Origin of the sequence: Streptomyces sp. NPDC057253 (assembly GCF_042669125.1) — a bacterium.
Taxonomy (GTDB): Bacteria; Actinomycetota; Actinomycetes; order Streptomycetales; family Streptomycetaceae; genus Streptomyces.
In genome coordinates this window covers 66112-90328 of sequence record NZ_JBHUXV010000022.1, presented here as the reverse complement: position 1 = coordinate 90328, position 24217 = coordinate 66112, and the positions used below count along the sequence as shown (strand labels likewise).

Below are 24217 nucleotides of genomic sequence, written 5' to 3'. Positions count from 1 at the left end.
TGCCCGCACTGTGGGTGGTCGGGGTCCCTGTGAGTGGGCTTGTCGGAGTCTGGGGAGGGGTGTCGGATCTCCTGTGCGGCGGGGGTCCGGGCAGGTCTGATCGGTAGTGCAATTGCACATATTAAATTGACCTGTTGTAGGGGAGGGGTAAGTTCCACGGTTTCAAAAACTCATGCGGTGACTCCTGTCACATGCCAGAGTCCTTGTTGCCGTTGGGACTTGTGCGCTAGAGGAGGTCATGCCGGTTCATGCCGGGGACGGGGTCTCGTCCTCCGCCGGCTGCTCCGGTGGGGGTGCGGCTGTCTGGGGCGAGGAGTCCATCGCCAGGCGCAGGAGGTGGTGGCAGATCGGGCAGTGCCGGGTCAGGTGTCGGTAGGACGTCGCGGCCGACAGGTGCGCGCGGAGCAGGGCCCGCGTCTCGTGCCTGACCGATGCCGCCATACGCCACCTCCGGGCTCCGTTGGGAACGGGGGCCTGGTTTCTGGGTACCGGGGCTTTGAAGCCCCGTCAAGATGGCGTGGCGCTCCGCGGGGAGGGCCGTGGCGCCCTCAACGCCCGCTTGCAGCTCGCCCGGCACCGCTGGGACCGCCCCTTGGGGCTGCCGCCCCCAGCCCCCCGCTTCGGCCCTGAAGGGGCCTCGTCCTCAAACGCCGGACGGGCTGGGATGCCTGGACCGGCGTGGACAGACGAAGGGCGTGCACATACGAGGAAGGCCCGCGCCCCGTTGCCGGGATGCGGGCCTGACTTCTCACTGCGGTCCTGACGGGATTTGCTGTGTCTGATTGCGGCTGCGCCGCGGGCGCGGCCTCCGGTGGCTTGAGGGCATGAAGAAGGCCCGCTCCCTTGCCGGGTGCGGGCCTGACTTCTCACTGCGGTCCTGACGGGATTTGAACCCGCGGCCTCCACCTTGACAGGGTGGCGAGCACTCCAAACTGCTCCACAGGACCAGGTTTCGCGGCGCTTATCGGTGCGTTGCGCTGCGAGAAGGACTGTACAGGAGCAGGCGGGTCCTGGTCGAACTCACTCAGCGTGCCCGCATGATCACGGTGCCAACTGGTCGATCGTCTTCACGATCCGCTTGTCCGAGATCGGGTACGCCGTGCCCAGCGCGTGCGCGAAGTAGCTGACCCGGAGCTCCTCGATCATCCAGCGGACGTCCAGGACCTGCTGGGGCACGGGCCGGCCCTGCGGGAGCTGCTCCAGGAGCCAGGCGTACTCGTCCTGCATCTCGTGGACCTTCTCCATACGGGTCGTGTCCCGCTGGACGTTGGTCGGCATCTGCTGGAGGCGGCGGTCGGCCGCGACCAGGTAGCGCATGAGGTCGGGAAGGCGCCGCAGCCCCGTCTCCGTCACGAACCCCGGCTTCACGAGGGCGTCCAACTGCTTGCGTACGTCCGCCAGGTTCGCCAGCAGCGCCGGGCTCCGCACCGACTTCAGGCGCCGCTCACAGGCCTGCCAGGCGGCGAGCACCTGCTGCACCTGGCCGACCGTACGGACCGTGGTGTCGACGATCTCCGCGCGGACCTTGTCGTACAGCTTCCGGTACGACTCCTCGTCCCACGCCGGCCCCCCGAAGTCCCCGATCAGCTTGTCCGCCGCGGCGGTCGCGCAGTCGTCGAACAGGGCCTGGATGGAGCCGTGCGGGTTCGCCGACAGGGCGAGCTTCTGGGGGTTCGTCAGCTTCTCGGACGCGAACTTCGCCGGGCTCACCGGGATGTTGCGCACGATCAGCCGCCGGGTGCCCTTCCACATCGCCTCGGCCTGCTCGGCCTCGGTGTCGAAGAGGCGCACGGAGACGGTGTCGCCGTCGTCGACGAGAGCCGGGTACGCCTTCACCGGCTGGCCCGCCCGACGTGTCTCGAAGACCCGGGTGAGGGAACCGATCGTCCAGTCCGTGAGGCCCTTGCGCTCCAGGGACTCGCCGCCCTCGCGGGAGGCGGTCGCCGCGGCCGCCTGCGAGAGGGCCTGGCGTGCCTTCGGCCTCAGCCGGAGCCGCAGCGCCTCCAGGTCCTTGTCCTCCGCCAGCTTCCGCCGCCGTTCGTCGACGATCCGGAAGGTGATGCGCAGATGGTCCGGGATCCGCGACTGGTCGAAGTCGTCGGCCTCGAAGGGGACCCCGACCATGCGCTTGAGCTCGCGGGCCATGGTGGTCGTGAGCGGCTCCTGCAACGGGACGGCCGTGTCCAGGAACCGCTTCGCGAAGTTCGGCGCCGGTACGTAGTTGCGGCGGATCGGCTTGGGGAGGGAACGGATCAGCTCCGTCACCAACTCCTCCCGCAGGCCCGGGATCTGCCAGTCGAAGCCCTCGTCCTTCACCTGGTTCAGGACCTGGAGCGGGATGTGGACCGTCACACCGTCCGCGTCCGCGCCCGGCTCGAACTGGTACGTCACCCGGAACTTGAGCGGCCCTTGGCGCCACGAGTCGGGATAGTCGGCCTTGGTGACCGCCTCCGCCGACTCCCGGATGAGCATCTCCCGCTCGAAGTCCAGGAATTCCGGCTCCTCGTGCCGCTTCCGCTTCCACCACGAGTCGAAGTGCGCGCCGGAGACGACGTGTTCGGGAACCCGCTGGTCGTAGAAGTCGAAGAGGGTGTCGTCGTCGACCACGATGTCCCGGCGCCGGGCGCGGTGTTCGAGCTCCTCGACCTCGCTCAGCAGCTTGCGGTTGTCGGCGAAGAACTTGTGGTGGGTGCGCCAGTCGCCCTCGACCAGGGCGTTGCGGATGAAAAGCTCGCGGGACGACTCCGGGTCGATCCGGCCGTAGTTCACCTTCCGCTGGGCCACGATCGGCACGCCGTACAGCGTGACCTTCTCGTACGCCATCACCGCGGCCTGGTCCTTCTCCCAGTGCGGTTCGGAGTACGTCCGCTTCAGCAGGTGCTCGGCGAGCGGCTCGACCCACTCCGGCTCGATCTTGGCGTTGACGCGGGCCCACAGGCGCGAGGTCTCCACCAGCTCCGCCGACATGACGAACCGCGGCTGCTTCTTGAAGAGCGCAGAGCCCGGGAAGATCGCGAACTTGGCGTTGCGGGCGCCCAGGTACTCGTTCTTGTTGCCGTCCTTCACGTCCTTCATCCCGATGTGGGAGAGGAGGCCGGCGAGGAGGGAGACGTGGACGGACTGGTCGGCCGCGTCCTCCTCGTTCAGGTGGATGCCCATCTGCTTGGCGACCGTGCGCAGTTGGGTGTAGATGTCCTGCCATTCGCGGATGCGCAGGAAGTTCAGGTACTCCTGCTTGCACATCCGGCGGAAGGACGACGAGCCGCGCTCCTTCTGCTGCTCGCGGACGTACCGCCACAGGTTGAGGTAGGCGAGGAAGTCGCTGGTCTCGTCCTTGAAGCGGGCGTGCTGCTGGTCGGCCTGGGTCTGCTTGTCGGCCGGGCGCTCACGCGGGTCCTGGATGGACAGCGCGGCGGCTATGACCATGACCTCGCGGACACAGCCGTTCTTGTCGGCCTCCAGGACCATGCGCGCGAGGCGCGGGTCGACCGGCAGCTGGGCCAGCTTGCGGCCGGTCTGGGTGAGCCGCTTGCGTACGTCCTTCTCCGAGGGGTCCAACGCGCCCAGTTCCTGGAGGAGTTGGACGCCGTCGCGGATGTTGCGGTGGTCCGGCGGGTCGATGAAGGGGAACTTCTCGATGTCGCCGAGGCCGGCCGCGGTCATCTGGAGGATGACGGAGGCGAGGTTCGTCCTGAGGATCTCCGCGTCCGTGAACTCCGGGCGGGCCTCGAAGTCCTCCTCGGAGTAGAGGCGGATGCAGATGCCGTCGGAGGTACGGCCGCAGCGGCCCTTGCGCTGGTTGGCGCTGGCCTGCGAGATCGCCTCGATCGGCAGCCGCTGGACCTTGGTGCGGTGGCTGTAGCGGGAGATGCGGGCGAAGCCCGGGTCGATGACGTACTTGATGCCCGGGACGGTCAGGGAGGTCTCGGCCACGTTGGTCGCCAGAACGATCCTGCGCCCGGTGTGCGGCTGGAACACGCGGTGCTGCTCGGCGTGCGAGAGCCGGGCGTAGAGAGGGAGCACCTCGGTGAAGCGATACGCCTTCTTCGTGAGCGCGTCCGCCGTGTCCCGGATCTCCCGCTCGCCGGAGAGGAAGACCAGGATGTCGCCCTTGCCCTCGCCCTGGAGCTCCTCCACCGCGTCGCAGATCGCGGTGATCTGGTCGCGGTCGGAGTCCTCCGAGTCCTCTTCCAGCAGCGGCCGGTAGCGGACCTCCACGGGATAGGTGCGGCCGCTGACCTCGACGATCGGGGCGTCCCCGAAGTGCCGGGAGAAGCGCTCCGGGTCGATGGTCGCCGAGGTGATGACGACCTTCAGGTCGGGGCGCTTCGGCAGCAGCTGGGCCAGGTACCCCAGCAGGAAGTCGATGTTGAGGGACCGCTCGTGGGCCTCGTCGATGATGATCGTGTCGTAGGCGCGCAGCTCGCGGTCGGTCTGGATCTCGGCGAGCAGGATGCCGTCCGTCATCAGCTTCACGAAGGTCGCGTCCTGGTTCACCTGGTCGGTGAACCGCACCTTCCAGCCGACGGCCTCGCCGAGCGGGGTGTCCAGCTCCTCGGCGACCCGCTCGGCGACGGTACGGGCGGCGATCCGGCGGGGCTGGGTGTGCCCGATCATGCCCTTGACGCCCCGGCCGAGCTCCAGGCAGATCTTCGGGATCTGGGTGGTCTTGCCGGACCCGGTCTCACCGGCCACGATCACGACCTGGTGATCGCGGATGGCGGCCGCGATCTCGTCCTTCTTCTGGCTGACCGGGAGCTGCTCGGGGTAGGTCACGGCGGGCACGCGGGCGCGGCGGGCGTGCACCCGCTCCTCGCCCTTGCCGACCTCCGCCTCGATCTCGGCCAGCACGGCGGCGCGCGCCTCCGGCTTGCGGATCCGGCGCGCGCCTTCGAGCCTGCGCCCGAGCCGTTGCGCGTCACGCAGGGTCAGCTCGGTCAGGCGGGCGGCGAGATCCCCGAAGGCGGGGGTGCCGGGGGCGGGGGCAGGGTGCGTAGACATACGCGATCCAGGATCTCATCCCCGGGAAATTAGTGGCGAACGGTTTTGTCCCGGGCGCCGGCGCCCGGGATCAGGGGGTCCGCGGGGCCGGGGCGGCGACTGCGGGAGATGTGGCCGCGGGAGCTGCGGGCGTGGAGGCCGGTGCGGCCGGCGTGGTCGGTTCCGCCGGGGTGCGCTCCCGCCCCTCGCCGAGGGCGATGGACCTCGCGGTGTTGGAGACGGCCTTGATGCCCAGATAGGCGGTGGTCATGCTGCTGACCGCGGTGAAGGCGGCGGTGAGGACGCCGACGATCACCGCCTTGTCGCCGTCGAGCCGCCAGACCCCGACGACCGCCACCCCGGCGATCGCGAGATTGCTCGCCAGTACCGCGAACAGCCCGTATCTCGCCCGGGCCAGCTCCAGACCGTCGTCCTGCTTCATCGTCCCCGCCCTTTGCACCCTCGGCAGATACAACAAGACCCCGATCCGGAGATCGGGGTCTGTGCTGTGGCTGGGGCCGGGGTCGAACCGGCGACCTACCGCTTTTCAGGCGGTCGCTCGTACCAACTGAGCTACCCAGCCGAGAGGCTTCTCGCGAAACCTCAGCGGTCCTGACGGGATTTGAACCCGCGGCCTCCACCTTGACAGGGTGGCGAGCACTCCAAACTGCTCCACAGGACCAAGCGTTGTGCACGAACAGTGTCGCACACGGTGTTGCGTGCCCCCAACGGGATTCGAACCCGTGCTACCGCCTTGAAAGGGCGGCGTCCTAGGCCGCTAGACGATGAGGGCTATCGGCCCGCCTGGGCGCTTCTCAGCGCGTCGGGGACGTGAGAAGCATATGGGATGCCGGGAGGTATCGCCAAAACGGTTTAGGGGCTGCCCGAGGAGGAGCCGGTAGGTGAGGGCGAGGGTGAAGGTGTCGCTCCCGGCTGGTTGTCCTCCGGGAGGTGGCGGCTGACCTCCGCCGTCGTGAGGCCGAGACCGCCGAGCTTGATCTCGTCCCAGGCCTGGAGGCGACGGGTGTCGCGGTCCAGGTAGAGGATCGAGGCCTCGATGGGGTCGGGGTACTTGCCCTCGACGGCCCGCAGACCGCTGCCGCCCGTGGATCCCTCGACCCGCAGCCGGGTGCCCTTCTTCATGACCTCCATCTCCTGGTGGTGGAGGTGGCCGGACAGGATCATCGGGACCTCGCCGTCGACCTCGCGGGCGGCCGAGGGCTCGTGGGCGATCGCGATGTCCACCGGGGTCCCGGCGGTCCGCTGCGCACGCAGGGCCGCGGCGAGCCGGGCGCCCGCCGCCTCCTGGGACTCGTCGGCGCCCGGGTTGGTGGAGCGGTCGGGGGTGAACTGGGGGTCGCCCATGCCGGCGAAGCGCAGCCCGGCGATCGTCTCCGCCCTGCCGTTGTCGAGGACGTGGACCCGCTTGAGGCCCTCCAGGTAGCGCTGGGTGGTGAGGGAGTCGTGGTTGCCGCGCACCCAGACGTACGGCGCCCCGAGGTCCGGGATCGGGTCGAGGAAGCCGTTCTCCGCCGCCGTACCGTGATCCATGGTGTCGCCGGAGTCGACGATCACATTGACCTTGTACTGCTCCACCAGCGAGGCGATGATCTTCCAGCTCGCCGGGTTCAGGTGGATGTCGGAGACGTGCAGGACCCGGATGGTGGTGGGGTCCGGCTGGTAGGCGGGGAGCGTGGACGTGACGTCGTAGAGCTTCGTCACGTTGGTCACCAGGCGGGCCAACTCCTTCTGGTAGACGTCGAATTCGGTGACGATGCTGCGCGCGTTGCCGACCAGGGACGGGGCCGAGGAGAGCAGTCCGGAGAACTTCGGTTCCAGGACGGACTCCGGGTTCCAGGTGGCGTACGCCGTGCCGCCCGAGGCCGCCAGGAGGGTGAGGGCGAGGCCGCCGGCGGCCAGGGCGCGGCGGGGGCGGCGGTAGACGGCGAGGCCGAGTGCCGTGGCGCCCGACACCACCGCGACGCAGGAGCGCAGGGCCAGGTCGAGGGTGCCGTGCTCGACGTCCGTCGCGACCTCGTCCTGGAGGCCGGAGAGCCGTTCGGGGTGGTCGACGAGGGCCTGGGAGCGCTCCGGGTCGAGCTGGTCGACGTTGACGTCGAGGCGGACCGGCGCGTGGTGGCTGTCCAGCTGGAGCGCGCCGAGCGGGGACACGTTGATCTTCGTGCCGCCGGTCAGGGACGGGCGCAGGGTCATCGTCGTGTTCATGGGCCCGACGGGCACCCGGACGTTGCCCACGATCAGCAGACCGAGCCAGGCGCCCAGCAGGACGACGGCGACGAGACCGAGGGCCCGGGTCCAGGGATGAGCCGGATGGACGAGTTCGACGGACGGGAGGGAGCGGCGGCCGGCGTAGTGCCGGGTGAGGGCGTGCGGTGACTTCCTTACGGCGGACAGGATCTTCCGGGCTGCGGCGGGGACGCGTGCCATTGATCCCGTATGCCCAAGTCCGCGCGTGGATATGCGGACGTGCTCATGCCTCTCGTACGGCGGGGTCGTACCGGAGAATGGGGGTGTGCTGGAGATGACGCGCGAGGAGTTCGAGGAACTGGTCGCCGAGGCGCTCGACCGGATTCCGCCGGAGTTGACGCGGCTGATGGACAACGTCGCGGTGTTCGTCGAGGACGAACCGCCCGCTGACGATCCCGAGCTGCTCGGGCTGTACGAGGGCACTCCGCTGACCGACCGGGGCGAGTGGTACGCGGGGGTGCTGCCGGACCGCATCACCATTTACCGGGGGCCGACGCTGCGGATGTGCGAGACGCGGGACGACGTGGTCGCGGAGACCGAGGTGACGGTGGTGCACGAGATCGCCCATCACTTCGGGATCGACGACGCGCGGCTGCATGCACTCGGGTACGGATAGCCGGTTCGCGTGTCCTCTTGTGGGCGGCGGGAGTTGGGCAAGTTGACACTCTGACGACCGCCCTCGGAGGTGGCTGCTCGTGCGCCCCTTGTACGTACCCGTCCGTCTGGCCGCCACGGTCGTGGCCGTCGCCGCCGCAGCGGGCTGCATGAGCGTGGGCGGGGACGACGGCGGCGCCGGCGCGAAGCCTTCGCACTCCGCCGGTGAGCGGGGTGGTGCCGGGCCCGACGGGGGCTCGGCGGACTCCGGCGGTTCCGTGGGGCTCGGCGGGGCGGCCGCGGACGGCAAGCACGGGAAGCGGAAGGGCAGGCACGGCGAGGAGTCGGCGTCCCCGTCGGCGTCCGCCTCGGCGAGTGCGTCCGCCTCCGCGGGGGCCAAGCCGGGGAAGTCGGCCAAGCCGGCGCCCTCGGCGACGAAGGCCGACCCGGTGCCCACGCACACGCCGGATCCGGAACCACCGGCGTCGAGCGAGCCGCCCGCCTCCCCCACGCCCTCGCCGCCGCCCGCCGAGCCGTCGTCGTCCGCGCCGCCGGAGACCGGCGCGCAGCTGAGCCAGCGCGAGCCGGCGCCCACGGCCGGTGCGCCGGTGTGACGCGACGGATGCCTACGTGACCTCCACTACACCGGCAGGCATTGGTTTGCCTCGGGGGGTGGGGGGTGCGTATGGTGGTAGATCGTTTGATCCCATTGCCCGGCGCCATTGCAGAGAGCGCCGTGTGGCGCGTTCTCTCCCTTGCCGTGGCTGACCGCATAGAGGCGGTCGTATTGCGAAATCACGGAGTTGACGGGCGCGTGCCGACGAGACTCCGGAAGGTTTCGCTTACGCATGTCCATTTCCAGTACTGATCACGTCGTCGTGCCCGAGAACGAGGGCACCGAGGACGTCACCGAGGCCGCTGCCGAAGTCACCTTCGCGGACCTCGGCCTCCCCGAGGGCGTGGTGCGCAAGCTCGCCCAGAACGGCGTGACCACCCCCTTCCCGATCCAGGCCGCGACCATCCCGGACGCCCTGGCCGGCAAGGACATCCTCGGCCGTGGCCGCACCGGCTCCGGCAAGACCCTCTCCTTCGGTCTGCCGACGCTGGCGCGTCTGGCCGGCGGCCGCACCGAGAAGCACAAGCCGCGCGCCGTCATCCTCACCCCGACCCGTGAGCTCGCGATGCAGGTCGCGGACGCTCTCCAGCCCTACGGCGACGTCCTCGGCCTGAAGATGAAGGTCGTCTGCGGCGGTACGTCGATGGGCAACCAGATCTACGCCCTGGAGCGCGGCGTCGACATCCTCGTCGCCACCCCGGGCCGGCTGCGCGACATCATCAACCGCGGCGCCTGCTCCCTGGAGAACGTCGAGGTCGCCGTCCTCGACGAGGCCGACCAGATGTCCGACCTGGGCTTCCTGCCCGAGGTCACCGAGCTGCTCGACCAGATCCCGGCCGGCGGCCAGCGGATGCTGTTCTCGGCCACGATGGAGAACGAGATCTCCACCCTGGTCAAGCGCTACCTGAGCAACCCGGTCACGCACGAGGTCGACAGCGCCCAGGGCAACGTCACGACGATGTCCCACCACATCCTGATCGTGAAGCCCAAGGACAAGGCGCCGGTCACCGCGGCCATCGCCTCCCGCAAGGGCCGCACCATCATCTTCGTCCGCACCCAGCTGGGCGCCGACCGCATCGCCGAGCAGCTGCGCGAGGCTGGCGTGAAGGCCGACGCGCTGCACGGCGGCATGACCCAGGGCGCGCGCACCCGCACGCTGGCCGACTTCAAGGACGGCTACGTCAACGCGCTGGTCGCCACCGACGTCGCCGCCCGCGGCATCCACGTCGACGGCATCGACCTCGTCCTGAACGTCGACCCCGCCGGTGACCACAAGGACTACCTGCACCGTGCGGGCCGTACCGCTCGCGCTGGCCGCACCGGCACGGTCGTCTCCCTGTCCCTGCCGCACCAGCGCCGGCAGATCTTCCGGCTGATGGAGGACGCGGGCGTCGACGCCGGGCGTCACATCATCAACTCCGGTACCACCTTCGAGCCCGAGGTCGCCGAGATCACCGGCGCCCGTTCGATGACCGAGGTCCAGTCCGAGTCCGCGGCCAACGCGGCTCAGCAGGCCGAGCGTGAGGTCGCCCAGCTCACCAAGGAGCTGGAGCGGGCCCAGCGCCGCGCGACCGAGCTGCGCGAGGAGGCCGACCGTCTCGTCGCCCGCGCCGCCCGTGAGCGGGGCGAGGACCCGGAGACCGCGGTCGCCGCGGCCGCCGAGGCGGTCGTGGTCCAGGAGGCGGAGGCCCGCGCGGAGGCCGTCGTCGCCGAGCAGCCCGCCGAGCGTCCCGCGTACGAGCAGCCGCGTCAGCGCCGTGACGAGCGGGGCAACTACGAGCGTCGGGACGACCGTGGTGGTCGTTCGTTCGAGCGTCGTGACAACGACCGTGGTGGCTTCCGTCGCGACGACCGCCGGGACGGCGAGCGCGGCGGGTTCCGTCGGGACAACGACCGTCGGGACGACCGCGGTGGGCGTTCCTTCGAGCGCCGCGACGACCGGGGTGGCTTCCGCCGGGACAACGACCGTCGGGACAACGACCGCGGTGGCTTCCGCCGTGACGACCGTCGCGACGACCGTGGTGGCCGTTCCTTCGAGCGCCGCGACGACCGGGGTGGCTTCCGCCGGGACAACGACCGTCGGGACAACGACCGTGGCGGCTTCCGCCGCGACAACGACCGTCCGGCCGGCCGTTCCTTCGAGCGCCGTGACGAGCGGGGCGGCCACCGTGGCAGCGACCGTCCGTTCAACCGCGACCGGCAGGGCGACCGCCCGGGCTTCCGCTCCGGCGGCCACGACCGCCCGAGCCACGACCGCCCCTACGGCCGCCGTGACGACCACCGTGGCACCGGCACCGGTTCCTTCGGCCGCCGCGACGACAAGCCGCGCTGGAAGCGCAACGGCTGACACCTTCGCGTGAGCCTTTGAGCAGTGCACGCCGTGGCCCCCTGTCTTACCTGACGGGGGGCCACGGCTTTGTCGTGTCACCCCGGGTGCGCCCGGTCAGAAAACGCTCTCCGTAAAGATGAGAGGAAGGTAAGATCAGCCCACTTATGAGACGGGTGGGACGGCCGGGGGGCCGGGCCGGGAGCGCCGGAGAGGTGCCGCGCCCGTCTCGTCTTCGGGGAGGGTCTCCTTGGCTCGACATGCCCACGCACGCCTGCGTCTGCTCGCCGCCGCGACCGCTCTGGCCGCCGGACTGAGCCCGCTGCTGCCGTCGTCCGCCGTCGCGGACACCGCGCAGGAGACGGTGGTGCCGGCGACGTTCCGGGACACGTACACCGTCGCGACCCTTTCCTACGACTCCACCACCTACGGGGGCGAAGGAGCGGGCGCCCAGGGCGTCTTCCACCGTCTCGAGGGCCGCTCGGGCCTGCAGTGGACGCGGTACGCGGACGGCACGACCGTCGCCGTGCCGGCGGCCGGCAGCGGCCTGGCGGTCGACTACGGCACCGGCACCGACGTCCTGGCCCGCCGCTACCAGGACGACCGCGTCGAGCTGTTCGACGCGGCCGACGGCACGACCCGCACGCTCCGGATCCCCTCGGCCTACGAGAGCGTGTACGCCGGTGTCCACGGCAGCACGGTCGTCGCCCTCGAGGACGTCACCGGCGAGGACGGCATCACCACCCGGGTCAGGCATCTGCTGAGCCCGGGACCCGACGGCACCACCCGGGACCTGACGATCACCGGCCTGCCCGAGGGCATGCAGATCGGTGGGCCGATACGCGGCGACGCCTCCGGCATCGTCTTCCGCGCGTCGCTCGACGGCAGCATCCGCTCGGTGCTTGTCGACCCCGAGACCGGCCGGGCCCAGGGCTGGACCCCGGCGGTGTCCGGCGGCAACTCGGTCGCCCTGTCGCCCGATCACCTGGTCCACTACGCGGGCGCCGCCGCCACCAAGGCGTACGTCTACTCCCGCGCCGACCTCTCGGCACCGCCCGTCGAGGTGGCCCTGGACGGCGCGGACACCGTGGACCCGGCGGCCGAGCTCTCCGTGGTGGGCGACTGGCTCGTCCACGCTCCGGGCACCGGCACCAGGGTGACCGCCGTGCCGATCTCGGGCGGCGCCCCGGTCACCCTGCTCTCCGACGTCCGGGGCGATGTCTCCGTCTCGGCGCAGGGTGACGCGGTGGCCGTCGGCCGTACCGGTGCCGATGACTACGGCATCCAGCGCATCCACTCCGACGCGGACGGCAAGCCCGTGGTGAGCATGGTCAAGGCGCTGCCGAAACCGCCGTACAGGATCCAGGGTCTGGCCCTGGAGCAGGGGCGGCTGCTGGTCGCGGACGACAGCCGGGGCGGTACCCGGGACGTCTTCCTGCGGACCGTCGCCGTCACCGGGACACCCACGTACGGGGCGCGTTCCGACTACGACGGCACCGACACGGCGCTCTACAGCTGCCCGACGGCGGAGGACGGCTGTGCCGTGTTCGGCACGGCCGCCGACCGCGTGGTCTGGCTGATGCGGGACAACGCCACCTATGACCGGATCACCGCCAGTGGCCCCGGGGCGTACGACTTCTCGGAGCTCTCCGTCCCCGCGGGCGGGCGGATCACCGATGTCTCCGGCCAGTACGTGATCCACACGACCGCGACCCAGCAGACCGTTCGCAAGCTCGGCGACAACTCCGGTCCCGAGGTCACCCGCGCCCCGGGCGCCGCCGCCCTCGACGGGGATCTCCTGTGGACGGCGGGAGCGAACGCCGGTGAGGTCACGGTGTACGACCTGACGGCGAAGAAGACCGTGGAGACGCTGACGACCGACTCCGGCTGCGTGCCCACCGAGCTCCAGGCGCTCGGCCGCCACCTGTACTGGACCTGCGGGGACAAGGCCGGGGTCTACGACCGTACGGCGAAGAAGTCCGTGGCCGTGCCGGTGGGTGAGGCCAAGCTCGGGGACGGGTTCGTCGTCACGCACGACAGGTCGGCCGGGAAGCTGACGCTCACCACGTTCGCCGACGGCACCGCCGCGAGCCGGGTCATCGGCGATCTGCCCGACACCGGGACCTCGCAGCGGGACGTGCGCTGGACCGTCGACGAGTCCGGCGCCAACGCGGCCTACGTGGACGGCAAGGAGCAGGTGCACCTCGTACCGTCCGGCGTGGCCCAGCAGCCGCTGCGGCTGCTCGCATCCACGAAGGCGTCGTACGTCACAGCGCACGAGATCGACACGACACCGGACACCCTGGCTTCCCTGATGCTGTCGAAGCCGACGGCGAGTTCGCGGCTGACCGTGCGCGCCAGGGCGACCGGCAAGGTCGTGTACACGCGGGACGGCGGTGCCGCGCGCGGCGGGCTGGACGTCGGCTGGTCCGGGACCGATTCCCAGGGGAAGTTCCTGACGGACGGCCCCTACGACTGGACACTGACCGCGACCCCGGCGGACGGTGTCGGAGCCGCCCTGTCGGTGACCGGCACGGTCGAGCTGCTCGAGGGCCTGCCGGCCCGCCACCACCACGTCGGCGGCAGCGACGCCATCGGTGATCTGCTCACCCAGAGCTCCTCGGGCAGGCTCTCCTTCCACCAGGGCACGGGCAAGGGCACGTTCACCGGCTCCATCCCCAGCAGCGGGTGGGCGACCAGTGTGAAGCCCCTTCCGTTCGGCGACCTGAGCGGTGACCGCTGCAACGACATCCTGATGCGGCTGTCCAGTGGTGCCCTGCGCCTGTACAAGCCGGGCTGCAGCGCCGAGTTCACGACGTCGACGCCGTACACGACGCTCGGCAGTTCGGGCTGGAACCAGTACGACGTGCTGACGTACCCCGGTGACCTGACCGGGGACGGGCGGCCGGACCTGATCGCACGGAACTCCTCCACCGGCACCGTGTACCTCTACAAGGGGACGTCGGCGGGCAAGCTCTCCGCGCGCGTGAAGCTCTACGACAACTGGAAGGGCTACAAGAAGGTCGTGGGGGTCGGCGATCTGAACGGCGACGGCATCGGCGATCTGCTCGCGCAGGACAAGGCGAACAACCTCTACCGGTACGACGGCACGGGCAAGGGCACTTTCAAGACGCGCGTGAAGCTGTTCGGCGCCTGGGGCGGTTCGTACGACGTCGTCGTCGGCGTCGGCGACATCACCGGGGACGGCAGGGCCGACCTGGTCTCCCGTGACACCGGCGGCAACCTCTGGCGCAACACCGGCGACGGCAAGGGGTCGTTCGGGGCGCGGGTGCGGATCGGGACCGGCTGGCAGGGCTACAAGGGCCTCTTCTAGAGGGGCACTTCTCAGCCAAGTTGTGACGTGTGTCACGCCTCCAGGATGGGAATCGCTGGGGGCATGACAGATGACGCCATAGCGAGTGGGCAGTCGGGGGTCTCCAAGGAGCTCTCCGACGAGGAACGGCTTGCCCAGCTCGGCTACACGCAGGTCCTGGCCCGCCGCATGTCGGCGTTCTCCAACTACGCGGTCTCCTTCACCATCATCTCGGTGCTGTCGGGCTGTCTGACCCTGTACCTCTTCGGCATGAACACGGGCGGCCCCGCCGTGATCACCTGGGGCTGGGTCGCCGTAGGTCTGATGACGCTGTTCGTCGGCCTGTCGATGGCCGAGATCTGTTCGGCGTACCCGACCTCGGCGGGCCTGTACTTCTGGGCGCACAAGCTGGCTCCGCCCAGATCGGCCGCCGCGTGGGCCTGGTTCACCGGCTGGTTCAACGTGCTCGGCCAGGTGGCGGTGACCGCCGGCATCGACTTCGGCGCCGCTTCCTTCCTCGGGGCGTACCTGAACCTCCAGTTCGACTTCAAGGTGACGCCCGGCCGCACGATCCTGCTCTTCGCCGCCATCCTGCTGCTGCACGGCCTGCTCAACACCTTCGGCGTACGGATCGTGGCGCTGCTGAACAGCGTGAGCGTGTGGTGGCACGTGATCGGCGTGGCGGTCATCGTCGGCGCCCTCACCTTCGCTCCCGACAAACACCAGTCGGCGTCCTTCGTGTTCGGCGAGTTCGTCAACAACACCGGCTGGGGCAGCGGGGTCTACGTCGTCCTGATCGGCCTCCTGATGGCCCAGTACACCTTCACCGGCTACGACGCCTCGGCCCACATGACCGAGGAGACGCACGACGCGTCGACGGCGGGCCCGAAGGGCATCGTGCAGTCCATCTGGACCTCCTGGATCGCCGGCTTCGTCCTGCTCCTCGGCTTCACGTTCGCGATCCAGTCCTACGACGGCGCCCTCGACTCCCCGACGGGCGCGCCCCCGGCCCAGATCCTCCTCGACGCACTCGGCGCCACAGCCGGCAAGCTGCTGCTCCTGGTCGTGATCGGCGCCCAGCTGTTCTGCGGGATGGCCTCGGTGACCGCCAACAGCCGTATGATCTACGCCTTCTCGCGCGACGGCGCGCTGCCGTTCTCGCACGTCTGGCACACGGTGAGCCCGCGCACGAGAACGCCCGTGGCGGCGGTGTGGCTGGCCGCGGGAGGGGCGCTTCTGCTGGGCCTGCCGTATCTGATCAACTACACGGCCTACGCGGCGGTGACCTCCGTCGCGGTGATCGGCCTCTACATCGCCTACGTCATCCCGACGCTGCTGCGGCTGCGCAAGGGCGAGGCGTTCGAGCGGGGGCCGTGGCACCTGGGCCGCTGGTCCCGCGTGATCGGCGTGGTCTCGGTGGTGTGGGTCGCCGTCATCACCGTGCTGTTCATGCTCCCGCAGGTCTCCCCGGTCACCTGGGAGACCTTCAACTACGCCCCGCTCGCCGTCCTGGCCGTCCTAGGTTTCGCCTGGACCTGGTGGGCGGCCTCGGCCCGGCACTGGTTCCTGAACCCCGAGCACGAGCGCACGAAGGCCCGTGAGGCGGCCCGTGCGAACGCCCCCGAACCGGTCGATCCCTGACCTTTGCCCAGCCCCCGCCCACCTGACACGGCCGTGTCCCCGATACCCGATCGGAGACACGGCCACCTCCGGCTATGCTCGGGGAGGCAACATCGCCTGGGCCCTTAGCTCAATTGGCAGAGCAGTGGACTTTTAATCCATTGGTTGTGGGTTCGAGTCCCACAGGGCCTACCAACTCGCCCCCAGCTCAGAGGTATTCCGAGCCGGGGGCGTGTCCGTTTTCGACCAGTCTCATGATCGCTAGCTCAGTCGAAGCTCAGCCGAAGTGCAGACGATCAAGATATGGAAGCGGCCCCGGCCGGCAACGGGGATGCCGATCGGGGCCGCGGTCCCGTGCCCGGCACACCGCCGCGCCGGGTACGGGAGTCGCTAACGCCAGCGGTGCCCTGCGGCATCCGTCAGCCTGGTGCGCCCGTTGTAGTAGTCGACGTGCTCTCCGCCGTGGCCGATGGGCCTGGTGCACCGTCCGCCGCCGGGGCGGGGCGCCCAGCAGTAGCCGGCGGCGTGCCCCGCTCCTCGGCCAGCAGCCTCGGCCGCCATCAGGAGACACCCGCACTGGCGGTACGCCGAGCCGCAGACCAGGCACGGCGCAGGCGGCCCGCCTCCGGGCAGGCAACCGCCGTGTTCGCCCGGCATCGCCGGCAGCTGGTGCAGTGATCGAGCAGCGCCCGGTACTCGGCGCCCCCCGCTTCCTGACTGTCGGGACTGACCGTAGGCTCTGACATGTCGAGGCTCCCTTGAAGCGTCGGCCACGCCCGGGACCGTTCGCGCGGTCGCCGGGGTTCTCTCTGTGTGGCCCACCGTAGGCAGCCTGTACACCCCTGTCCACGGATAGGCACACCTAGGTATCTCTATGCCCTAATACGTCCGCATATCTAGAGTCGGACGGGTGATCGACTTTGACCCGACACGGCCCAAGTGGGAGCAGATCGCCGACGTGCTCCGCGCCCGTATCGCCGACGGCACCTACCCGCCGCGCACGCTGGTGTCCGAGGTGCAGTTGGAGGCCGAGTTCGAGGTCGCCCGCGGCACCGTGCGGAAGGCCACGGCGGCGCTGCGCGAAGAAGGCCTGCTCGTCACCACGCCGGGCATGGGCAGCTTCGTCGCAGACCAGACGTAGGGGTACGGGCTACTCCGTACCCCTGGACGCACGAAAGCGGCCCCGCCCTCCCGGAGGAGAGCGGGGCCGCAGGCGCCTACTCAGGCAGCAGGCAAGGCGCTTCCGTCGACGCCGAACTTGCTGGCGAGCCAGTCCATGCCCTTGGGCGTGAAGAAGGTCTGCTCGACCATCTTGTAACCAGCGGGCACGAACTTGACCTCCGCGCGCCCCTTCTGGATGTGGATCTCGTAGGGGATTCGCGGGTTCTGGACCTGGAGGAAGTGGATGTCGTCCTCGCGGAGACGGTCCATGAACTTCGTCCGTCCGAGTCCGCCCGTCACCTTCGTGAAGGCCTTGGCCGCGGCGCCCATGTCGATGAGCCCCTCCGAGTCGCAGAAGGCGTCCCACTTGCCGGCCTTCGGCTTCGCGACGGCGAGTTCCTTCTTCGTGACGACCAACTCGCGGGCGGCAGCGAGGTACCGCTCGGCGAGGACGACGATACCCTCCGGCGAGGAGACGTCGGGCTGTGCGGCGATCTCCGCCTCGCGCGTCTTGACCGCGAAGTACGTCTTCGCGGCGGCGACCTCGGGCTTGCGGCCATCACCAGCGAGGGTGACGTGGTACGCGCCGAAGCGGGTGAGGCGGTAGTCGGTGACCTCCTGCTTTCCCCAGCGACCGCCCGCCATCACTTTGCGGGCACCCGCAATGTGATCAAGGGCGTCCATCCCACTGGCGTTGATCGCCGCCTTCGCCCGCTGCACAGCGTCGTCGAACTGGCGCCACTGGTCGTAACCCATGAGGACCTGGAGGTCGCGGGCGGACCAGCGCTCCTGACCGTTGTGGTCCAGAAGCATGATTCGGTCGAAAGGACTAGACCCCCCACTAGATTCAGCGGGCAGGTCTGCGTTAGCGTGCGTGTGTACCACGGAGCTCCAATCTCCTAGGTCCATTGCCCTCCGCAGGGCCCACTCCCTGCGTGAGGGCACAAATCTTTGGCCTTCGATTCGAAGGCGCTTGTCCTCCGAACAGGCTACGACACGGTTTCGACATCGAATCCAAACCGTTCTGGCACAGGGTGTCGGCTTGAGCCAAGGAACCTTGGATTCCGTGGCGTCTCAGATCTCAGGTGATCCCGCCTTGTCACTCCGTGCCAATCTCCGCGCGTATACCTGTCGTCTCACTGTGAGTAACGTCTCGGCATGTGGATGAGCGTTCGGCGCGTCGACCACGTGCAGAGAGGCAGAAGCCGCGGCGCAGCTGGGTCATGGGTACTGGCGTCGGTACGGGTCGAGGGCCAGGGACAGCAGGCCGCCGCCGTTGCTGGGTTCGGGGTCGGGCGCACCGTCCTGGCGGCACACCTTCGCGTAGGGGTCGTAGGACGGGGTCTGCCACGAGTAGCCGTCCGGGCAGGACTGGCCAGCCGGTCCGGGCGGCCCCTGCTCGCCGGTATCGCCCTTCTCGCCGCGCTCACCCGCAGGGCCAGACGGACCGACGGGCCCGGTAGGCCCGACGACAGTTTCACCGTCACGTCCAGGTGCGCCCGACGCGCCAGGCGCACCCGTGGCACTGGCTCCGTCGGTGCCCGCCTTCCCGTCCTGCCCATCCTCGCCGGGAGAACCGGACGGCCCGGGGGGACCGATCGGGCCTGGTGGCCCCGTGATGGACGCGCCGGGCTCGCCCTGGCTGCCGGGCGGCCCGGTGACCGGGGTTCCTCCGAGGCGCTCGACTTGTTGGGCGAGAGCCCGGTTGTGCTCCCGTTCCTCCTGCAGCTGCTGGCCGAGCTGGCCGCCCTGCCACCAGATGTACGCGACGAGTAGGGCGAGTACTCCGCCGATGAGGAGGGAGACGGGGTCGCGACGGGTCGCCCTGTGCGCGCTCACGTCAAGATCCTCCCCGGTTGGCGTTGTACAGCTGGATCGCGAGGAGCAGCACGGGCACGACGAGGCTGAAGAAGATCAGGCGGCGGTCGTTCTGCCTCTGCTTGTCCTTCTCTTCGGCCTGCTGTTCCAGCTTCGCGACGCGGCCGACAACGGCGGTGTGCCGCTCGTCCTGCGCCTGTTGGCCGAGGCGGAGGATCTCGGCATCGACCTTCTGGTTGACGAGCGCGACGACCCCGTGAATGTCCTCCTTGAGATCTTGGCGGACGTCCTCCAGGCGGCGGACTACTTCACCGGTCGTCGGTTCGTCGGCCACGCGTGGCTCCGTTCAGTCAGACGTCAGAGCGTGGGGTGTGCGGCGCTGCCCACCCTGCGATCGCCGCGGCAGCGGCCGGGACGAGGGCGAGGACGAACGGCTCCAGGGCGTCGGGCATGCCGGAGATGAGGGACGGGTCGTCGGTGACGGCGCCGAGGACCGCGAGGCCGGCGAGGCTCGCAAGGTAGGTGAGGACGGAAGAGGCCTTGACCTTCTTCTCGATCGGAGCAGAGGCAGATGCCATGACGGATCGTTCCTTCCAGATCAGGCGGTGACGGTGAAGCCGTACTTCTTGCCGAGCTCCGTGAGGGAGGCGCGGCCGGGGATGCCGTCGGCGGCCGTCCCCGAGTAGCCGAGGTGGCGCTGCCACTTGGCGTAGGCGGTGACGGTGGTCGTGCCGAAGTGGCCGTCCAGGTAGACCTTCGCGAGGAAGCCGCCGTCAACGAGGGCGGCCTCGACGGTCTTCACCCCCGGGTAGGTGACCGGTGTGCCGGACGCCTTCGGGTTCGAGCGGGCGGCGTCAACGAGCTTCGACAGGTCCACGATCGGCTTGGCCGGGGCGGGCAGCGTGGTCGTGGGCCTGCCCGCGGCGAGCCGTTCGGCGACTTTCCCGCGGAGCCAGTCCATGCCGAAGCCCTTGGGGTCGACCTTGCCGGGCTGCCATTCGAGGTGGCCGATCACTGAGAGCGCGTTCCAGCCGTGGTGGCGGACGAGGGCGGTGGCGACGCGGATGATGGCGTCGATCTGCTTGGCGGGCCAGGGGTCTTGGCCGTCGCCGAGGTTCTCGCATTCGAAGCCGTAGAAGTGGCGGTTGCCGTCGACGGTGGCTTCGTTGTCGGCTGGCGCCTTGTGTTCGGCGATGACGGCGGCGAGGACGTCGGGGTCGCCCAAGCCTGCGTGGTTGGCGCGGCCGTAGCCGACGAGGTGGACGGTGCCGTCTTTGGCGATGACGCCGTGGCACAGCGGGCCGGGGAGGGCGGTGTAGCCGTCGCGGCAGATCTTGACCGTGTTCGCGGTGCCCTTGGTGACGGTGTGGTGGATCATCACGCCGTGCACTGGCCCCCACGGACCGCGGCTGTTGCGGTTGTGCGTCTCCCAGTCGCCGGCCTCGACGACGGTGACGCCCTCCGCCCGCAGCAGCGCTGCGAACGTGGACGCGGTGGGCGGTGTGGCCATGCGGTCTCCAGACATGAGAAAGGCCCCGGCCATCAGCACGGGGCGGGAAGGTGGTTGAGGTCAGGAGACCTCGGGCTGCGGGTCGAGCAGGACCGCCGTGAGGATCTCCATGTGCTGTCGGCAGATGCCGCACTGCACGTAGCAGTTCGTTCCCGCGTTGGAGTAGAACTCCGAGACGGTGAACGTCTCGCCGAAGTTCCGGCACGCCTCGTTGTTGTCCCGGGCCGTGACCTCGTAGTACTTGCCGGGCAAGAAGGTCGTGATGTCGCTGGCACTCATACGCCGATCACCTGCCAGTTGATGACGGTTGCGGTGGTGTTGGTGCGGGTCACCCACACGGTCAGGCCGTTCTTGGTGACGGCCGTGGTGCCGACGCCGGTCACGTTGCTGCCCGGGGCGGCGGTCTGCGGGGCGGCGAACGCGAAGAAGGTGGAGCCCTGCAAGTCCAGCCCGGACACGACCTGAGAGGTCGGGGTGTTCGCCGCGGAGGGGGTGATGGTGACCGTGCCGTAGGCCCAGCTGGCGGCGGTCAGGATCCCGGTCAGGTCCAGGTCGCACGGGCCGCTTTCGCCCGCGCCGTCGAGCTCCCGGAAGCCGTTCAGCAGGACGGCCGCCCGGCCGCCGAATACCGAGCTGAGGTCCATCACCGCAGCCCAGTCGGTCTCCTTGACGGACCCGGACGAGAACTGGAGGGTGCTGCCGCTCTCGGGGATCGTGTCGTAGGAAACGCGGGCCGGCACGTCGGCGATCTGGGACTCGACCGGCTGGAACTTCAGTTCGCCGGAGGTCAGCGACGCGGACACCGGGATCTCGTCGATTCCTAGGTTGCCGTAGGTGGTCAGGCCGCCCCCGAGGTCGTCGGTGGGTCCGAGTTCGGCGAGGAGGGTCTGCCCGTCTTCGGTGTAGATGCGTAGTCGTCCGACGCTGGCGGAGCCCATACGGCGCGCGGCCCGCAGTTCGGTCATCTGCCGCTCAAGCGCGGCGACCTTCTTCGCCAGGGTGAGCTGGTCGGTGGGCAGCTGGTCGAGCTGCTTGGGCATCAGTCCTCCACAAGGATCGGACGTACACGGTCGGCGCCGGCGTCGAGCTCCCAGGCCCAGCAGCGCGCGGTCACATCGGCGCCTTGCGGGTGGCGTGGTGAGGTCTCGACTGCGAGGTGCACGCTGTCGCCGAGCCCCCAGTCCTGCCCGAGGCGCGGCGCCCGGGAGGCGACGGCCTCGACGCTCCACACCTGGCCGCCTGGCGCCATCAGGGCCAGGCTCTGAGCCGCGTGCGCGGCCAACTGGTCGGGGTCGGTGACGCCGGTCGCGGGCGTGTACCGGTACTCCCAGCGCGGCCACCCGGCAGCAATCAGCGCGGTCGCCGTGTACGGGTCCGAGGTCAGGCGGGACGATCCCTCGCCCTCGCCGCGGGCGATGACGACGGTGGCGCCCTTGCCGGCCTCATACGACTCGGTGAGCGTGTAGGCGTTGACGCAGCCAGGGAAGTCGAAGGTGACCGCGGTCTGCGTCTGGACGCCGATCACCTTGCGGATGCGCAGCGGGAACTGGAAGCCGCCGTGGCTGGCCGCCCAGGTGATGTCGATGGTCCACTCGGGCCCGCCGTCCAGGGCCATGATCTCGTTCAGGCACGACAGGATGCTCTTGTCGTCGCCGTCGGCGCTCAGGTAGTCCATGGTCGTGCCGGTGGCCACGCTGTCGATGACGAACGGCGGCCCGTTGGTGAGCGCCGGAGTGGCCAGGGCGGCGATGACAGATGCCTGGTCGGTGGCCAGGAGGGTCTGGGTGCCCGGGTAGCGGCCGTCCAGGTAGCGCTCCAGGGTGGCCGCGCCGAGCTGCACGGTCTGGGAGCTGCCCGCCTCCCGGGACAGGACCGCGCCCGCCCACACGGGCAGGTCGGTGGCGGTGTCGACGGCCACCAGGACGGTGCTGCCCGGCGTGGTCGCCTCGTCCCAGTTCGCGGCGGCGCCGGGCAGCGCCAGCTCGAACTGGAGCGTGCTGCTGTCACCGAGCTTGCGGGACAGGGCGCCCTGCGGTTTGAGGGCGGGCAGGTCCTCGACGATGCCGCCGGTGCGCAAGTCGCAGCCGAACCAGGCCAGTTCGATCGCTGTCATGCGACCGCGACTGGCTCGACGGCCAGCAGGCCATTGTCGGCGCGGGTGACGGTGGTCAGGGTGCCGACGGTGCTGAACAGGTACTGGGGAGTCAGCGTCACGGACGCGCCGGGCGTCCAGGATCGCAGGACGCGGCGGGTGGCATAGGTGCGGGCGCCGACCGTGGACAGCCCGTTCGCCTCGGAGGCCGACTCGGTCACGCCGCCGGAGGCACGCCAGGCCATCCACCCGGACGCGGTGGACGTGTTGGTGTTCATGACCGCGCCGCCGATGCTGATCCACACCAGGCCGCTGGGCGGCACGGTGAACGTCAGCGGCGGCCAGTTCACCGCCGGGAAGTCCGTGAAGGCGGCGGCCGTGAACGAGCCGGGCTGGCTGACCTGCGCCTGATAGAGCGGCGTGTACGGGCTGACCTGCCGCCAGTTCGACCCGTTCCAGCGCAGCAGGCCGGTGCCGTCGTCGTAGTACTGCCCGACGTACAGGCCGGTCGGCGCCGAGGACGAAGGCAGGATCCCGCCCGGCGCCACGGTGTAGGGCCGTACCGCGGTCGACACAGAGGCGGTGCCGCCGTTGGAGACGGACAGGACGGTGATGGTGGCGAGCGGCACGTAGATCTGGGTGCCCGCCGGGGTCGGTGCGACCGGTGATGCGGACGCCGTACCGGCCAGGTAGACGATGTCGCCTTTGAGGAGGCCGGAGGCGTCGACCGAGTTGTCCCAGATCCGCAGGTAGACCAGGTCGATCCTGTTGAGGGTGGCGTGCGCGGCCGTGTACGTACCCGGCGACACGGTCGACGGGAAAGCGGCCCGGTAGACGCCCTGTCCCGGGTAGGCGACCAGGGCGACGCCCGCCGAGCAGTTGATGGTGGTGCCGGCCAGGGTCACGGTCAGGCCTGGGTCGCCGGGGCGTACCCCGGAGCGGGAACCGAGGGCGGTCCCGTTGCCCATGGACAGCATGGAGTCGACGTTGCGGGCTTCCAGGCCCGAGAACGCGAGTGTGTCGAGGGCCCACACGTCTACGGGCATGGCTGCCTCCTTACATCCACGCCGAGCGCCAGGTGGCGGTCAGGCGCGGGGTTGCGTTGTAGGTCGAGGACTGGAACTGGTACGTGACGGTCGATCCGGCGGGGATGGTGGGCCACCCGGACGGCACGGTCAGGAACCGGCGCCGCGATACCGAGCCGTTGAGCAGGACGGTCCGGGCGTCGGTGTCGATGGTCAGGACGTCGCCGCTGGCCAGGTCCAGGGAGTAGGTGAGCTGCCGCACCGTGCCGTCCGGGTACAGGGCGGACACGGACGGGGCGACGACCGGCCCGGTGATGGTGAGGACCGGGCGGGTGTCGACGTTCCCCGCGTTCACCGCGGTGATGGACCCGGCCACCGCCGTCGCTGAGAACGTCACGGGGAAGGTGACCGGAAACGTGAGGCCGCCGGTCGTGGACGGTAGCGCCGTGGTGCCGGTGCTCTGCGTGGTGCTGTAGCGGCGCGGGTCCGGGGCCGTCACCAGCACCGAGTACGACGCCTTCGTGTCGGTCAGGTACTGCACGAGAGGCTTGCCCGAGCGGCGCACGATGGCCTGCTTCGGGGTGGTCTCCCACACGGTCAGCAGCGTGTCGGTGAGGCCGGCCGCTGCCCGCAGCTGCTCCATCGCCGCTTCGAGCAGGGCCTGGGACGGGGCGAGGATGGTGCCGCTCAGAGTGATCGGCCTGGAGGACAGGTAGACCGGGGATGCCCAGGCCCCGTGGTCGGCCTCCCGATCGGTGAACTCCGACCTTGAGTCCGGGGAGTCCCACCCCTCCAGGCCCATCAGCCGCCAGTCCACGCCGGAGGCGTCGACTGCCCCCAGCGTGACTGCTCCCAGCGTGGCGCTCATCCCGTTCTGGATCGCCATCGCGCCCC

The 24217-nt window shown here is 69.9% G+C and carries 20 protein-coding genes and 5 tRNA genes; 7 read left to right on the top strand and 18 right to left on the bottom strand.

All coding sequences use genetic code 11. The features are described 5' to 3' along the window. Nucleotides 1–246: 246 nt before the first annotated feature. The 8 genes from ACFULQ_RS15145 to ACFULQ_RS15110 all read right to left on the bottom strand — a co-directional run bounded on the left by ACFULQ_RS15145 (nt 247) and on the right by ACFULQ_RS15110 (nt 7428). A complete protein-coding gene (locus tag ACFULQ_RS15145; protein ID WP_383543266.1) occupies nt 247–441 on the bottom strand; it encodes a DUF6274 family protein in 195 nt (64 codons plus the stop codon). 431 nt (nt 442–872) lie between these two features. Beyond that, nucleotides 873–947, bottom strand: a tRNA-Asp gene (locus tag ACFULQ_RS15140). A 94-nt stretch (nt 948–1041) separates the two neighbouring features. Further along, complete coding sequence (hrpA, locus tag ACFULQ_RS15135; RefSeq protein WP_383543263.1) at nt 1042–5001, bottom strand: ATP-dependent RNA helicase HrpA; 3960 nt, start codon at nt 4999–5001, stop codon at nt 1042–1044. 70 nt (nt 5002–5071) lie between these two features. Next, nucleotides 5072–5422 carry a hypothetical protein gene (locus tag ACFULQ_RS15130; RefSeq protein WP_383543260.1) on the bottom strand — a complete coding sequence of 117 codons (351 nt, stop codon included), beginning with the start codon at nt 5420–5422 and terminating at the stop codon, nt 5072–5074. A 67-nt stretch (nt 5423–5489) separates the two neighbouring features. Then, nucleotides 5490–5563 (bottom strand) — tRNA-Phe (locus ACFULQ_RS15125). Nucleotides 5564–5587: 24 nt separating this feature from the next. Beyond that, nucleotides 5588–5662: transfer RNA gene (locus ACFULQ_RS15120), tRNA-Asp, on the bottom strand. A 38-nt stretch (nt 5663–5700) separates the two neighbouring features. Continuing rightward, a tRNA-Glu gene (locus ACFULQ_RS15115) sits at nt 5701–5773 on the bottom strand. A gap of 80 nt (nt 5774–5853) precedes the next feature. After that, the gene (locus ACFULQ_RS15110; protein ID WP_383543257.1) at nt 5854–7428 is read right to left on the bottom strand and encodes a metallophosphoesterase; all 1575 of its coding nucleotides are present in this window, start codon (nt 7426–7428) and stop codon (nt 5854–5856) included. Nucleotides 7429–7513: 85 nt separating this feature from the next. Between ACFULQ_RS15110 and ACFULQ_RS15105 the strand changes: the two genes are divergently transcribed. The 7 genes from ACFULQ_RS15105 (at nt 7514) to ACFULQ_RS15075 (ending at nt 16858) form a co-directional block, all read left to right on the top strand. Then, nucleotides 7514–7864: a metallopeptidase family protein gene (locus ACFULQ_RS15105; protein WP_383543255.1), complete on the top strand. Its 351-nt coding sequence runs from the start codon at nt 7514–7516 to the stop codon at nt 7862–7864. 79 nt (nt 7865–7943) lie between these two features. After that, nucleotides 7944–8456 carry a hypothetical protein gene (locus ACFULQ_RS15100; protein ID WP_383543252.1) on the top strand — a complete coding sequence of 171 codons (513 nt, stop codon included), beginning with the start codon at nt 7944–7946 and terminating at the stop codon, nt 8454–8456. Between the two features lie 234 nt (nt 8457–8690). Continuing rightward, the gene (locus tag ACFULQ_RS15095) at nt 8691–10805 is read left to right on the top strand and encodes a DEAD/DEAH box helicase (protein WP_383543249.1); all 2115 of its coding nucleotides are present in this window, start codon (nt 8691–8693) and stop codon (nt 10803–10805) included. A 229-nt stretch (nt 10806–11034) separates the two neighbouring features. Further along, the gene (locus ACFULQ_RS15090; protein ID WP_383543246.1) at nt 11035–14118 is read left to right on the top strand and encodes an FG-GAP-like repeat-containing protein; all 3084 of its coding nucleotides are present in this window, start codon (nt 11035–11037) and stop codon (nt 14116–14118) included. Between the two features lie 63 nt (nt 14119–14181). Next, nucleotides 14182–15738, top strand: coding sequence for an amino acid permease (locus tag ACFULQ_RS15085; RefSeq protein WP_383543244.1), 1557 nt, complete (start codon nt 14182–14184; stop codon nt 15736–15738). A 98-nt stretch (nt 15739–15836) separates the two neighbouring features. Then, nucleotides 15837–15912 (top strand) — tRNA-Lys (locus ACFULQ_RS15080). A gap of 715 nt (nt 15913–16627) precedes the next feature. Continuing rightward, a complete protein-coding gene (locus ACFULQ_RS15075) occupies nt 16628–16858 on the top strand; it encodes a GntR family transcriptional regulator (protein ID WP_383543242.1) in 231 nt (76 codons plus the stop codon). Nucleotides 16859–16938: 80 nt separating this feature from the next. Here ACFULQ_RS15075 and ACFULQ_RS15070 read toward each other — a convergent pair whose 3' ends face one another. The 10 genes from ACFULQ_RS15070 to ACFULQ_RS15025 form a co-directional block, all read right to left on the bottom strand. After that, complete coding sequence (locus tag ACFULQ_RS15070; protein WP_383543240.1) at nt 16939–17691, bottom strand: phage antirepressor KilAC domain-containing protein; 753 nt, start codon at nt 17689–17691, stop codon at nt 16939–16941. A 408-nt stretch (nt 17692–18099) separates the two neighbouring features. Beyond that, nucleotides 18100–18717 carry a collagen-like protein gene (locus tag ACFULQ_RS15065; RefSeq protein ID WP_383543237.1) on the bottom strand — a complete coding sequence of 206 codons (618 nt, stop codon included), beginning with the start codon at nt 18715–18717 and terminating at the stop codon, nt 18100–18102. Between the two features lies 1 nt (nt 18718). Beyond that, complete coding sequence (locus tag ACFULQ_RS15060) at nt 18719–19030, bottom strand: hypothetical protein (protein WP_383543234.1); 312 nt, start codon at nt 19028–19030, stop codon at nt 18719–18721. 16 nt (nt 19031–19046) lie between these two features. Beyond that, nucleotides 19047–19274, bottom strand: a complete 228-nt coding sequence (locus tag ACFULQ_RS15055; protein WP_383543232.1) for a holin — start codon at nt 19272–19274, stop codon at nt 19047–19049. Between the two features lie 20 nt (nt 19275–19294). Then, on the bottom strand, nt 19295–20206 hold the full coding sequence (locus ACFULQ_RS15050; RefSeq protein ID WP_383543230.1) for an N-acetylmuramoyl-L-alanine amidase: 912 nt from the start codon (nt 20204–20206) through the stop codon (nt 19295–19297). Between the two features lie 60 nt (nt 20207–20266). Continuing rightward, on the bottom strand, nt 20267–20485 hold the full coding sequence (locus ACFULQ_RS15045; RefSeq protein ID WP_383543227.1) for a hypothetical protein: 219 nt from the start codon (nt 20483–20485) through the stop codon (nt 20267–20269). Further along, on the bottom strand, nt 20482–21246 hold the full coding sequence (locus ACFULQ_RS15040) for a hypothetical protein (RefSeq protein ID WP_383543224.1): 765 nt from the start codon (nt 21244–21246) through the stop codon (nt 20482–20484). The genes ACFULQ_RS15045 and ACFULQ_RS15040 overlap by 4 nt, the downstream gene beginning before the upstream one ends. Then, nucleotides 21246–22319 (bottom strand): hypothetical protein, encoded by a 1074-nt coding sequence (locus ACFULQ_RS15035; RefSeq protein WP_383543222.1) that lies wholly within the window; start codon nt 22317–22319, stop codon nt 21246–21248. Before ACFULQ_RS15035 ends, ACFULQ_RS15040 begins: the two co-directional genes overlap by 1 nt. Then, entirely contained in the window at nt 22316–23344 is a 1029-nt protein-coding gene (locus ACFULQ_RS15030; RefSeq protein WP_383543220.1) for a hypothetical protein, read from the bottom strand. Before ACFULQ_RS15030 ends, ACFULQ_RS15035 begins: the two co-directional genes overlap by 4 nt. Before the next feature lie 10 nt (nt 23345–23354). Then, on the bottom strand, nt 23355–24209 hold the full coding sequence (locus ACFULQ_RS15025) for a phage distal tail protein (protein ID WP_383543218.1): 855 nt from the start codon (nt 24207–24209) through the stop codon (nt 23355–23357). Between the last annotated feature and the right edge of the window lie 8 nt (nt 24210–24217).